Raw genomic sequence first — 12,357 nt, 5'->3', positions numbered from 1 at the left:
ACAGAAAAGCCATTCTTGAACTAATCCTTACCTATTATTGTCACATTGGTCATTAAAACTATATTTAATAAGCTTCTGAGGCGAAGTGTTAAATATTAATAATATTTACACTCAATCTCTTTACATTTGATGTGATGTCGGGCGTAAATAGACTTCACGTATTCATACACGCACTAAGGAAAGAGCGAATGTTTTTCCGCATTGGTAATACGAAAATTGCTGTGGCTGCATCGGCAATTTTGTCTTCATTTTCACTGGCTCCGATGGCTATGGCTAGCAATGCCTCCGAGCTTGAAATGCAGCGTGATGTTTATGACAGAGCGCAAGAGGTTTTAGACAACCGTGATCTAGAAGCTTACTCTGTGCTACGTAACAAAATTCAAACATATCCGTTAACGCCTTACACTGATTATCGCGCCTTCTTATTAGGCTTAGGTGATCGCACACCTACTGAAGTGGATGCCTTTATTGAAGAGAATAAAGCCCTACCATTTTCGAATCGTATGCGTGCGCCTTATTTAGATTTATTGGCGGCTCAAAAACAGTGGAAGACGATCCTTGAGTTTCAAACCAAAGAGCCTGTTGGTGAAAAATATCAATGTATCTACTACCGTGCGAATTATGAGCAAGGAAACAAAGAGCTCGCCTTTAAGGGTGCGAAGCAGCTTTGGTTGAGTGGCAGTGGTGTCGATGATAGCTGTGATCCGCTCTTCGAAAGTTGGGATGAAGCGGATTTAAGAACGGATGAGCTGATATTACAGCGAATGCTATTGGCGTTTGATAAACGAAACGGCAAGTTAATGACCTATCTGATCAAGCAATTGGATCATGATGAGTCAATTGCTCAAGCTAAGCAGATGAAGGCGTTGTACAACAAGCCTGAAAATGTACTCGCGTTTGCTAAGAAGCACCCAGCGAATGAATTCTACCAAGCTCAAACCGAATTTGGTTTCGAGAAGCTCGCAAGGAAATCAGCAAGCAGCGCTCAAGAGGTTTTTGATGATGTTGTGAAAGCTCAAAAGTTTTCGAAAGAAAAATCCCAAGAGCTAGCGGATTACTTAACGTTCCGCTTGATCAATACCGACTCTGAAGAGTTGATGGCGTGGCGAGACAAAATGCTCGCGAGTTCATCAAAGCAAGTCTTGTTGGAAAGACGTGCTCGCTTAGCGATTCAGCATGCCGATTGGACTGGCTTGAAAGAGTGGATTGCGCGCTTAGATGATAAGCATCAGGCTTCGCTTCGCTGGCAGTATTGGCAGGGTAGAGCAGAGATAGCACTCGGTGATACTGCTAAGGGTAACAAACGACTGTCAGATATCTTGGGCCAGCGTAATTTCTACAGTGTGGCTGCGGCTAAGCAGTTAGGTAAGCCAGTTCAGTACCCAACATCGACACTCAAATACAACGCTGAAACAGTAAAGCCATTTGAGACTTCTTTGGTTCGAATCGGCGAGCTGATTGACCGAGATAAAATTGCGGCAGCGAAGAGTGAGTGGCGTTGGTTGTTAACCAATGCTGATAAAGATCAGAAATCAATGCTCGCAGCTCATGCTGCGACGCAGCGTTGGAACCACTTTACAGTGACAGCGAGCATCTCTGCGAAGATGTGGGACAACATAGACCTACGCTTCCCTGTTGCTCATAAGTGGTGGTTTAACTTCTACGCCGAAAAGCACGATATTAACCCAATCACCTTAATGTCTTTAGCGAGACAAGAGAGTGCGATGGATTCAGAGGCTCGCTCTCCAGTTGGCGCGCGTGGCATCATGCAAATTATGCCAAAGACGGCGCAATATACGGCGAACAAACATAAGATTAAATATCAGGGCAGCGATGATCTTTATGATGTCGGTAAGAACATTGAGATTGGTAGCCACTATCTAGATGGCCTATTAGCTCAATATGATAACAACCGTATTTTTGCATTTGCTGCTTATAATGCAGGCCCGAGTCGTGTGAAACAATGGCGTTCACGCAGCGATGAAAAGCTCGATGCATTTGCTTTTATCGAAATGATTCCATTCAAGGAGACTCGTGGCTACGTTCAGAATATCTTGATGTTTGAGACTTACTATCGAGATATCTTGGGCGAGAAAGGGATGTTTTTAGCACCCCATGAGGCCGAAACGAAATACTAGGGGTTCGGTACTTTCTCCGAAACTGAGTAATATTAAAGGCAGTGAGTGCGAACCAGTTCCACTTGCTGCCTTTTTACATTGGATCAAAGCAAGTGTTTCGGTATAAAGTGTTAAACGCTTTCAATCATTAAGCGGCTACTTCAAGCCAAAATTTAAAAGTAAGTGTAGAAATATGGCATCACAACCTGAATATGAGAATTGGCAACAACTAATGGATTTGGTAAAAACAGCGGCTGAGAAAGATCAGCATGAACTGTTGTTGACCATGATGATGACACCTGATGAGCGAGATGCTTTGGTCGCTCGAGTGAATATTCTTTGTGAACTCATGAAAGGGGACATGTCACAAAGACAGGTGAGCCAAATGTTAGGTGTGGGTGTGGCTACGATCACGCGAGGCTCTAATGAGCTAAAGGCTAAATCTGAGCAAGAGAAAGCGGCAATTGCAGAGCTGTTACTTAAGTAAGTATTTAAACAGTAAGCCTAAGAGCTTGATAAAAACGCTAACCATAGGTTAGCGTTTTTTGTTTTTATCCCGCTCAATGATATTACCTCTAGAGAGGCGAAATATCGTGTTTCTTAAACAAGACTAAGCAGGGAAGTGCTTAGGGTTAACAAATGGGATCAGCGCTAGGATTAAAGCTTGGCTATATACAGAACTGCGAGATAGTTGGTTATGTGTCAATAAGCCAATCGCACCGCCTTTTTGCTTTATGTTGTCGGTGCCGAATACTTCATCCATCACATCACCTAGCTCATTCGCATGCTGGAGTTTATCAAGCACAACGGGTGGCAGCATCAAGCTTGCAGATCGAGATTCTCCGCGCTGACCGTTTGCTTCAACGACCATCCAAGCAAATGTAACCTTTCCTTCTATTCCAGACTCTAATCCAACATAAAAATCCGCATCAGGTTGAGCTTGAGTTGCGTTGTGAACGCGATTTACCGCACCTTGATAGGTCTCGTCGTTGCTCATCGGTTGATCGGCGACACCGCTAGGGACGCTGATGCCTTTGAAATCAAATTCAGTATCAGGAAAAGCAGATAAGAATGCACTTTTAACGGCGTTAATTTTAGCTGGGTTCAGCGATGCGATGATTACAGATTTCATGTATTGGATTCTTTTTGTTATCGATTAAATTGAGTTGATGCTGTCGGTACCAATCACTCAGTTCTTCTAATGGCATAGGTTTACCGAAGTAATAGCCTTGCAGCATATCGCACTGTGCTTCTTGCAACCACTGATGCATGCTTTCAGTTTCGATGCCCTCGGCTGTGACCTTCTTACCCTGAGCATGACATAACCCGATAACCGGTTTCACTATGTTCTGATTATCGGTCTCAATTAAGGTGTCTAAAAAGGCTTTATCGAGCTTAATTTTTTGAGTTGGATACTGCACCAGTTGAGTAATGGAGGTGTAGCCAGATCCAAAGTCATCAATGGCTAATCGATATCCCATATCAGAGAGTTCGTTAAGCAGCGGAAAACCTTCAGAGTTTGAGTAAAAGGTTTCGGTAATTTCAAAATCAATCAAACTTGGCGGAATTCGGTTTAAATCGGCGTGCTCTTTGATGAAGTCAGCAAGATCAGTCGTTTCAATCCCAGCAGAAGATAAGTTAACCGATAACTGAATTGAGTGATCAAATTGAGCCTGAAGTCGATGAAAAGAAGCAAATGCATTCTGAATGACCCACTGATCAACCTGATCGAATAATCCTGTTTGCTCGGCAATTGGAATGAATTCATCAGGTGGAACCAAGCCTAGTTGCTCCGAATTCCAACGTAATAACACCTCAACACCAATAACATGGGTTCCTGTTGAATCCATGTACGGCATATAAACGAGCCTAAATTCATCATCAAAGTTCTTGTCTCTGAGTGCGCGCTCAATGTTTGCTTGGCGTTGAATCGCTTTGTCTAAATCTCGTGAATAGTCAGCAAATTGGTTTTTACCTGCACGTTTGGCTTGGTACATCGCGGTATCAGCGTTCGACAGTAGCTTTTCGATGGAGTGGCCATCGTTGGGGTAGGTCGCAATACCAATACTGACCGTGATCGGAAAGCTCCCTGATTCTGTGATAAAACCTTTTTGTAGTGGCGTCAGTAAGCTCTCAGAGAATCTATGCGCGATATTCCCTTGGCGAGTAGGGGCGTTAATGTACACAACGAACTCGTCTCCAGAAAGTCGGGCTGGCATACAATGAGCGTCAAATTCTGTTTTATAGTGGCTACAAATATCGGAAATACGCTGAGCAAAACTGACCAGAATGGAGTCGCCGATTTGATGTCCATATTTGTCATTCACAAACTTGAAGTTATCTAGGTCAAAGTAGAGAACCCAGGTTTCGGTATTCGAGCTAGGCTTGGGTAATGATTGCTGAACGAAGGTTTGAAATTGATGCCTATTGGCTATTTGGGTTAATTGATCATTCTCGGCCAATAGTTTGGTCTGTTGGTAGGTGTTATCTAACTCTTGGTACATGTCATAAAAACGCTGTGATAGGCGGCCAAGCTCATCACGAGTGCCTAAACGTTCGATGTTCTTACGTTGTTTTTTCTCGACTTGCTGCAGTTGTCGGTCGAGTCGTGTTATCGGGGATATCACACTGCGAGACAAAAGCATGAGTAGCAGAGCAACCGTCACAAACGCGGATAGTGCAAAGGACAAACTCAGCTTATTCCAAATTGATTCGAGCTTGTTTTCCAATAGGAATGGCGCCGGGTCAACTGTGGCGTATAGTTCTGGTGCAAGCTTAACTGAGTGGGTGACATTATTTTCCAGAGAAACCGCTATAGATGTGAAGAATAAGCTGGTTTGGTAGTCGAACTCTATCTGTTTTCTCAGCGCATTAAATTTATCGAGAGAGACTGACACAACAACAAAGAACACATCGTCGGGGTGATTGTTTGCGGTAGGGAAAATCGTTTTTTTGTCTACCTTCTCGTAGTGAACCAACATCCCTTCACCTTGAGAGTTTTGAATATAGTTGGTACTTGATGCTGCTAAGGTGTCTTGATAGTACTGATCCACAAAATCCAATATTTTGCTGTCAATCTGAGTGCGTGAGTCGCTGTTATTATCAGCGTAATAACTCAATTTTCGCTGACGATTGAGAAGCGCTAACCCGGTATAGCTTTCATCGTCATCTTGCAAGAAGTGTATGGCTTCTCGAAGGTTACTAACCAGTTCAAGATCGCGAGATAGGTTTTGTTCAGTGAGAAAGTAACGCTTCACCATGTCACTTTGGGTCAAGGTGTAAGAGTAGCTATTTAGGAACGAGCGAGACTGTCGAAAATATCCTGCCAACTTTTCCATGTTTAGCTGAAGTGCGTTGTCTTCGCGTTTGATAAAACTGCTTTTCTGCGTTGAATAAATAATATAGCTAGAAGCTGCGGTACTGATCAGTATCACAGGGGTTATCAGTAGTAAGATTTTAGTACTTAGCTTCATAGTTAATGACAACACTATTTATAATTTAAGCGCGTAAGTTTATGTTACTTAATACTTACTCGCTATTAATTACACGTAGTTCGATGATTTCCTGTGAAGGGGGTAAGGTTTTGTCTTTATTGATAAAAAAGCCACTAATGAGTTTTTTGTTAAGAAGGTGTTGAATGGTGTGGGCTGGAAGGCATGTACAGCCAGTGAAATAATCGAGTCATGTCTCAGAAATATGTAGTGTGAGTATTCCTGAGTACGAGTTATTCCACTAGCCGCTGGTTTTAGTATTTGGCCTACTGTAGGCCAAATACTTATAGCAGATTTAAACTTATGCCAGCTTTAAACGTTTGTTCGTTAAAAACTTATGTTTGCCAAAAGCTTATGTTCACCAAAGCTTATATTCGCTGAAAACTTATGTTTGTTAAGAGCTTATGTTCGCTAAAAGTTTATGTTCGTTAAAAGCTATGACAACTTAACCTGCGTGGCTTTGATGTTTTCACTTGGATAACAACCCAACACTTTAAGGTGACGAGTAATGGCAGTTAGTTCCGTTATCGCTTGCTGCATATTATCTGCATCCAAATGTGCTTCTAAATCAACGTAGAACATCTCTTCCCATGGGTTGCCCATGATAGGACGAGATTCCAGCTTAGTCATGTTGATGCCCAAGCGTTGTAGGATTAGTAGAGTTTCTACCAAAGAACCCGCCTCTTGAGAAGTCGACATGATCAGTGTCGTTTTAGCTGGGATTTGAGTTGATACTTCTACCGGTTTACGCGCCACAACGATGAAACGAGTGTGGTTCTCAGTTTGGTTTGCAATGTTGCCTTGGATTGGCTGAAGCCCATAAAGCTTGCCGCTCGATGCATTGCCAATTGCTGCCACATCATCGCCTTCCAGATCTTTAACCTTCTTCATTGCATCAGCTGTACTTGCGCAAGACTCAAGGCTGACACCTTTAAGACGACTCAAAAACTCACTGCACTGTTGATGAGGTTGTGGGTGTGAATAGAGGGTTTTGATGTCTTCTAAACGAATATCATTTTTCGCAACCAAGCAGTGTTCAATTGGTTGAGACAGTTCACCTACGATATAAAGCGTTGTGTGTTGCAGTAGGTCGTAGACTTCGTTGATTGAACCTGAACTGGTGTTCTCAATCGGCAACACACCGTAGTCTGCATGACCAGATTCGACCGTCGATGCCACTTCTTTGAAATGATTGCAGTTAAGCTCTATCAATTCCATATTCTTACGGCTGAAATATTCACGGCTAGCAAGATGAGAATATGATCCCTTAGAGCCTAAGAATGCAACGCGAGCCAGAGGTTTACGGCTTTGCGGGTTCGCTAGGTTTTGTAAGTATGACTGCTGTAGTAAAACGGAATCTTCGATGATGGTGTGAAACAGTTTAGTAATGTACTGCGCATCAAGCTCATATTTATCTTTGCCGTTGTTGATCAGCTTAACCAGAAGCTGCTGCTCACGAACGGCATCGCGTACAGGCTTTGATGTTTCTACCTTGCTTTTCGCAACTTCGATACTGAGTTTGCGACGTTCGGAAAGTAAACTCAGCAGTTCGTCATCTAAATCATTAAGACGAAGGCGGATATCATCCAGTGAAATTGAGCGGTCAGTCATAAATGTGTCCTTATAAAAAAGCCTCCCTAGTGTGGGAGGCTTCTTGTTCGTTTTTGACTTGTTTTTCTAAAACGACTCAGCCTCCGATTTACGGAAGAAAAAAGAAGTCAAAAATAAACAAAGATTGAGTGTGCATAAAAAGTGATTGTTTTATGAATGTTTAAACACAATAAGCAAGCGAGCTACGAGCGTCAAGCAAAAAAATAGCGCCCTGAGGCGCTATTTTTTAATCTGTTCTCTTTCCTTATTCTACTTCAGCTTCTAGCTCTTCGATTTCAGGCTTTTCAGCGCGGCGCGCTTCAGGTTTATGGCGTAGCTTGTTGAGTTGACGCTCTAGTTTTTGTTCTACTTCGTTGATAGCTACGTAGAGGTCGTCATGGATTGATGAAGCAACAAGTTGGCCTTTTGGTACGGTTAAAACCGCTTCAAATTTTTTCTTCTTGTTTGGTTCTTCGCTAAAGCTCGCTTGGCAGCCAATGATGTCTACTTGCCATTTATCCAGCTTTTTAAATTTGCTTTCTATGTGATCACGGATTGCAGAGGTAATGTCGATGTTTTTACCAGTGATGTTCATTTTCATAGAAGTTTTCCTCTGTTGTATCCCTCATGGGTTAACTTCAGATTACGACTTTTAGGAATAAAGAACGTGATCTAGATCTTGTTTTGGTTGGGTGGGATAAGCATTAAAATCAAATGTGATCTCACGCAAGTCTTAGTATCTTTTTGGCGAAAAATGCTTGTTATCTCTATGAAAAACGATAACTTGGAGGCAAGGCTTCGCTAAAAATTAAACCAGTTTTTAGGGGCGTCTTACAGCTTATTGAAAGTGTTTGATTGAAATTTACTCAATAGTGTTTTGTGATGTAGATCTCGTGATATATATCGCTATATAAGCTTTCTCTGAATTTGATAAGCAAAAGCCGCATAAGTTTTCTTATGCGGCTTTTGTGTTTTTAGCTTTACCTAATACCTTTGGCTCTCCAGTTTTGGGATTGATGCGATCCTAGTCGTTAGTGTTCAGTAATCTCGCTGTGCCGTTCTCTCGGATAGCATTGATAGCTTGTAATTGTTTATAGATTACGAAGTAACGATTGATGTTGGCAACATAGGTTACGGGTTCTTTACTCACGTATTTGCGAGTGATGATTTCTACGTTTTTAAACCAGATGTTTGGGTTGTAGCCTTTTTGCTTGGCAAGGTGCCTCATCTTTCTGATTTTAGCGGGGCCAGCGTTGTAAGAAGCCAAGGTAAAGTAGATTTGATTGTCCGGTGATATTGCTGGGTCATCAAAATATCGGTCTTTGATAAAGCGCATATACTTCACACCCGCATGGATGTTGTTATCCACTTTATGTATGTTTTTGATGTTGACGTTTTTGTCTTTGGCGGTACTTGGCAACACCTGCATCACACCAATAGCTCCACGGTGAGAAACCCGGCTTTGATCCAGTCCTGACTCTTGGAAACCTTGTGCAGACATCATCAAAGGGTCGAATTCGTATTGACTCGAATACTTTTCAAAAACATCTGACAGCTTAGCCACTCGGTCTATTTTATTTGGGTTGAGTGCTCTACCTAACCAGCGAGTGTTATCGATGTATTTCTGATAGATAACATTTCCAAGTAGGGTACCTGTTCGTGCCGTCTTGACGTATTTGTTGATCTCTTTTTTTAGTTGAGGGCTGTTTTTCCTTAATGCCCACGCTATTTGGCCATTTTCACGTAAGGGTAAATCGTGATGGACCTGAATGTTCTCCATTACGTCAGTCCATAACTTTGCTTTATGGCTATCTAGGATTGTGCCTTGTATATAGCCTTGATTGACCAACTCTATCAGCTCGTAGTCTTGTAATGACTCCTCAATAAAGTGGACATGTAGCGGTGGTAAGTCTAATTCATTCAGTTCTTTATTGACTCTTTGTACACTCTCGAAGTAACTCGAACTTGCACGGATCCAAACCTCTTTACCGCTCAGTTGCTTGATTTCGGTGATAGGGGCTGAGTTCTTTCCTGTGATAATCAGTTCTTTTCCATCTTTAATCATTGGGTCGGAAAAATCGATGATTCGTAATCGCTTGTCGGTGATCGTCAGGTTCGCTACAGCGACGTCGCCATAACCAGATTCTAATGAGGGAAGTAGATCATCTCGCTGCACTGGGATGATTTGAACATTGAGGTAAGGGTGTTTCTTACGAAGGCTCTTCTCAAAGTGGTAGAGCATTTCAGCCACGATGCCTTTTGGTTTGCCATCCTCGATATAATAAAAACCAAGATCAGCAGATACGAGCACTCTAACCGTTCCTTTGGTTTTGAGCACATCTAAGTCACCCATGTAAGGCTCGTTGCTTAACGGGGACAGTTCTAATGCGTAGGATAATTGGCTAAATAGCGATATCCAGATAAATAATAACAACCTACTCACATCCACACTCCATGTTGATGTTTTGTTAAAAGTTATCTTTTGAAGATACCGTGTATTATGCGATTCATCAAGTTTACGAAATTAAGTTCAAAAAAAACGCGCTAATAAATTAGCGCGTTTTCGAATGAATATGACAACGTTGATTAAGGCAGTGGGTTTAACTCAATCAATTTTTCTGTTCTTGAAGCTGCGTCTTCTAAACCTAGTTGTTTATAAGCTTCTAACTGAATATCCAAAGACTTACGTGCAGCAATGGTGTCTGGGTAAGTTTTCTGCAGCTCTTGTGTTCTGTTTACAGCTGCAATCCAAGCTTCACGGCGTAGGTAGAAATCAGCGGTTGCTAAGTCATACTCTGCGAGGCGGTTCTTAAGTGCGAACATGCGTTTTTGCGCATCTTCCGCATAAGGGCTACTAGGGAAGCGTTCCAGTAGTCGTTTGAAGTCAGCAAACGCGAGTTTTACTGGCTCTGGATCTCGGTCACTACGGTCGATATTAAAAATGTCGTGCATGAAGTTACGGTCTTGTGCCATGTGCGTTAGGCCGCGCATGTAAAGCACCCAGTCTTGTTTTTCATGAGTCGGGTTTAAGCGTAGGAATCGAGAAATGGTGGCAAGGCCTAACGCCAAGTCATCATTTTTGTAGTACGCGTAAATCAGATCTAGCTGTACTTGTTCCGAATAGGCGCCGAAAGGGTAACGAGAGTCTAAGGCTTCTAGCTTTTCGATTGCAGAAAGCCAGCTACCGCTCTGTAGGGACTCTTGAGCGTCAGAGTAAAGAACCGATGGTGGTACATCCGGTACTATTTCTTCAGTACTTGAACAGCCAACTAAGAGTGATACGGCTAATAGACCCGATAAAGTAAGGTGTTTCATGTCAGGCGTCGATTCCTTGAATTAAATATTTCGTAAGCTTCCGTTACTTTCTAACCAGTAACAGATACAATGATGCAATTATTCTATTTTATCCATACTAATGGGTATTAGTCTCACGGTTTTTAAAAAAGTTCGATATGGCTCAGCAGATAACATTAACAGACACAGTAAAAAGCAGCCAGTTAGGTCAACGTTTAGACCAAGCTGTCGCTGAACTATTTACCGATTTTTCTCGCTCTCGTATTAAAGAGTGGCTTCTTGACGGCAAAATCCAAGTGGATGGCGAAGTTATCACTAAACCGCGCACCATAGTTTTGGGCGGTGAAGCGATCATCCTACAAGCGGAGCTTGCAGATGAAGAGCGCTGGGAAGCACAAGATATTCCGTTAAACATTGTCTATGAAGATGATGATTTATTGGTTATCAATAAGCCTCGCGATCTGGTTGTACACCCAGGCGCAGGTACGCCGGATGGAACCATACTAAACGCATTGCTTTTCCATTACCCTCAGATTGCAGAAGTACCTCGTGCGGGTATTGTGCACCGTCTTGATAAAGACACAACCGGTCTTATGGTTGTGGCTAAGACGGTTCCAGCTCAAACTCGCCTTGTACGTGCACTTGCTAAACGTCGTATCACTCGTGAATATGAAGCAATTGCTATTGGTAAAATGACCGCGGGTGGTGTGGTTGAGAAAGGCATTAGCCGTCATGCAACTAAACGTACTTTAATGGACGTGAATGAATTAGGTAAGCCTGCGGTAACTCACTACCGTGTTGCGGAGCATTTCCGCGAACATACTCGTATTCGTCTACGCCTAGAAACAGGTCGTACTCACCAAATCCGTGTTCACATGTCATACCTTCAGCATCCTCTATTAGGTGATATTGCATACGGTGGTCGTGCACGTATTCCAAAAGGTGCATCTGAAGAGCTGACGACAATGATTCGTTCTTTTGATCGCCAAGCGCTGCATGCTGTAATGCTTAAATTTGTTCACCCTATTACTGGCGAAGAAGTTGAGTTCCACGCACCTGTTCCAAATGACATGGTTGTGATGGCAGAAGCATTACGTGTTGATGCTCGCGAAAACATAGAAGACGACATTTAATCGTGTCAATGATCATCCCTGACTGGAATGCACCAAAAAACGTGAAAGCATTTGCTTCGACTCGTTTCGATGGTTGTTCTACAGGTGCTTATCAAGGGTTAAACCTCGGTATGCACGTTGGGGATGATACTTCATTTGTTGAAAGCAATCGAATATGGCTAAAGCAACAATCTAAGATGCCCACAGCTCCAGTATGGCTAAATCAAACTCACTCAACGGATGTCGTTACGGTTTTAGAACCGGTGACGAATGTTCTTGATGCTGATGGTGCATTTACCTCTGCAAAGGGTATTGTGTGTTCAGCGATGACGGCTGATTGCTTGCCAGTACTTCTTACCGATACCAAAGGCACTCAAGTCGCGGCTGTTCATGCGGGTTGGCGTGGTCTTGCTGGTGGCATTCTTGAAAATGCCGTCGCAAAGTTTTCAAATCTAGATTCAGATAATCAGATCATGGCTTGGCTTGGCCCTGCAATTGGCAAAGATGCATTTGAGGTTGGCAACGATGTGTTGGAAGCTTTTGTTCGTTTTGACCCTCAAGCTAAATTAGCATTTCAAGCCAAAGCTGAACCTGGCAAATGGCTGGCAAACATGTCTCAACTCGCGACTCAACGATTAATGAAAGTTGGCGTGACTTCAGTGACAGACTCGAATCTATGTACATACGCAGATTCAGATGCTTTCTATTCTTATCGCCGTGATGGCATTACTGGACGTCAGGCTACATTTATTT

The 12,357-nt window shown here is 42.7% G+C and carries 10 protein-coding genes and 1 other annotated feature; of the genes, 4 read left to right on the top strand and 6 right to left on the bottom strand.

Annotated elements, in window-relative coordinates; translation table 11 throughout:
- The first annotated feature begins 188 nt into the window (after positions 1 to 188).
- Both AACR09_RS21945 and trpR read left to right on the top strand, forming a co-directional pair.
- Positions 189 to 2,138, top strand: a complete 1,950-nt coding sequence (locus tag AACR09_RS21945) for a transglycosylase SLT domain-containing protein (protein WP_193835701.1) — start codon at positions 189 to 191, stop codon at positions 2,136 to 2,138.
- A gap of 172 nt (positions 2,139 to 2,310) precedes the next feature.
- Entirely contained in the window at positions 2,311 to 2,604 is a 294-nt protein-coding gene (gene trpR, locus AACR09_RS21940) for a trp operon repressor (RefSeq protein WP_017084809.1), read from the top strand.
- A gap of 123 nt (positions 2,605 to 2,727) precedes the next feature.
- Here the strand turns inward: trpR and yjjX are convergent, their stop codons facing one another.
- The 6 genes from yjjX to AACR09_RS21910 all read right to left on the bottom strand — a co-directional run bounded on the left by yjjX (position 2,728) and on the right by AACR09_RS21910 (position 10,513).
- A complete protein-coding gene (gene yjjX / locus AACR09_RS21935; protein ID WP_004735037.1) occupies positions 2,728 to 3,249 on the bottom strand; it encodes an inosine/xanthosine triphosphatase in 522 nt (173 codons plus the stop codon).
- A complete protein-coding gene (locus AACR09_RS21930; RefSeq protein ID WP_193835700.1) occupies positions 3,212 to 5,590 on the bottom strand; it encodes a putative bifunctional diguanylate cyclase/phosphodiesterase in 2,379 nt (792 codons plus the stop codon). The genes yjjX and AACR09_RS21930 overlap by 38 nt, the downstream gene beginning before the upstream one ends.
- 453 nt (positions 5,591 to 6,043) lie before the next feature.
- The gene (pheA, locus tag AACR09_RS21925) at positions 6,044 to 7,219 is read right to left on the bottom strand and encodes a prephenate dehydratase (protein ID WP_004735035.1); all 1,176 of its coding nucleotides are present in this window, start codon (positions 7,217 to 7,219) and stop codon (positions 6,044 to 6,046) included.
- A 12-nt stretch (positions 7,220 to 7,231) separates the two neighbouring features.
- Positions 7,232 to 7,353: a sequence feature (Phe leader region), on the bottom strand.
- 110 nt (positions 7,354 to 7,463) lie between these two features.
- Positions 7,464 to 7,799: a ribosome hibernation-promoting factor, HPF/YfiA family gene (gene hpf / locus AACR09_RS21920; protein ID WP_004735034.1), complete on the bottom strand. Its 336-nt coding sequence runs from the start codon at positions 7,797 to 7,799 to the stop codon at positions 7,464 to 7,466.
- Positions 7,800 to 8,222: 423 nt separating this feature from the next.
- Complete coding sequence (locus tag AACR09_RS21915; protein ID WP_322621716.1) at positions 8,223 to 9,647, bottom strand: MltF family protein; 1,425 nt, start codon at positions 9,645 to 9,647, stop codon at positions 8,223 to 8,225.
- A 137-nt stretch (positions 9,648 to 9,784) separates the two neighbouring features.
- Positions 9,785 to 10,513, bottom strand: coding sequence for an outer membrane protein assembly factor BamD (locus AACR09_RS21910; protein WP_004735032.1), 729 nt, complete (start codon positions 10,511 to 10,513; stop codon positions 9,785 to 9,787).
- A 137-nt stretch (positions 10,514 to 10,650) separates the two neighbouring features.
- Between AACR09_RS21910 and rluD the strand changes: the two genes are divergently transcribed.
- Together rluD and pgeF are read left to right on the top strand one after the other, a co-directional pair.
- Positions 10,651 to 11,625 (top strand): 23S rRNA pseudouridine(1911/1915/1917) synthase RluD, encoded by a 975-nt coding sequence (gene rluD / locus AACR09_RS21905; protein ID WP_054548366.1) that lies wholly within the window; start codon positions 10,651 to 10,653, stop codon positions 11,623 to 11,625.
- A gap of 8 nt (positions 11,626 to 11,633) precedes the next feature.
- Positions 11,634 to 12,357: peptidoglycan editing factor PgeF (pgeF, locus tag AACR09_RS21900; protein WP_193835765.1), on the top strand; the 724-nt coding region annotated here is incomplete at its 3' end.

This window comes from Vibrio sp. OPT20 (assembly GCF_963889365.1).
Classification (GTDB): Bacteria; Pseudomonadota; Gammaproteobacteria; order Enterobacterales; family Vibrionaceae; genus Vibrio; species Vibrio splendidus.
Note: the sequence above shows the minus strand (reverse complement) of the source record. Positions and strands in the feature narration are given on the sequence as shown.

What these genes read in the sequence shown, in the direction of transcription:
- AACR09_RS21945 (WP_193835701.1), top strand. Translation starts at nt 189, where the DNA reads ATGTTTTTCCGCATTGGTAATACGAAAATTGCTGTGGCTGCATCGGCA.
- trpR (WP_017084809.1), top strand. Translation starts at nt 2,311, where the DNA reads ATGGCATCACAACCTGAATATGAGAATTGGCAACAACTAATGGATTTG.
- yjjX (WP_004735037.1), bottom strand. Translation starts at nt 3,249, where the DNA reads ATGAAATCTGTAATCATCGCATCGCTGAACCCAGCTAAAATTAACGCC.
- AACR09_RS21930 (WP_193835700.1), bottom strand. Translation starts at nt 5,590, where the DNA reads ATGAAGCTAAGTACTAAAATCTTACTACTGATAACCCCTGTGATACTG.
- pheA (WP_004735035.1), bottom strand. Translation starts at nt 7,219, where the DNA reads ATGACTGACCGCTCAATTTCACTGGATGATATCCGCCTTCGTCTTAAT.
- hpf (WP_004735034.1), bottom strand. Translation starts at nt 7,799, where the DNA reads ATGAAAATGAACATCACTGGTAAAAACATCGACATTACCTCTGCAATC.
- AACR09_RS21910 (WP_004735032.1), bottom strand. Translation starts at nt 10,513, where the DNA reads ATGAAACACCTTACTTTATCGGGTCTATTAGCCGTATCACTCTTAGTT.
- rluD (WP_054548366.1), top strand. Translation starts at nt 10,651, where the DNA reads ATGGCTCAGCAGATAACATTAACAGACACAGTAAAAAGCAGCCAGTTA.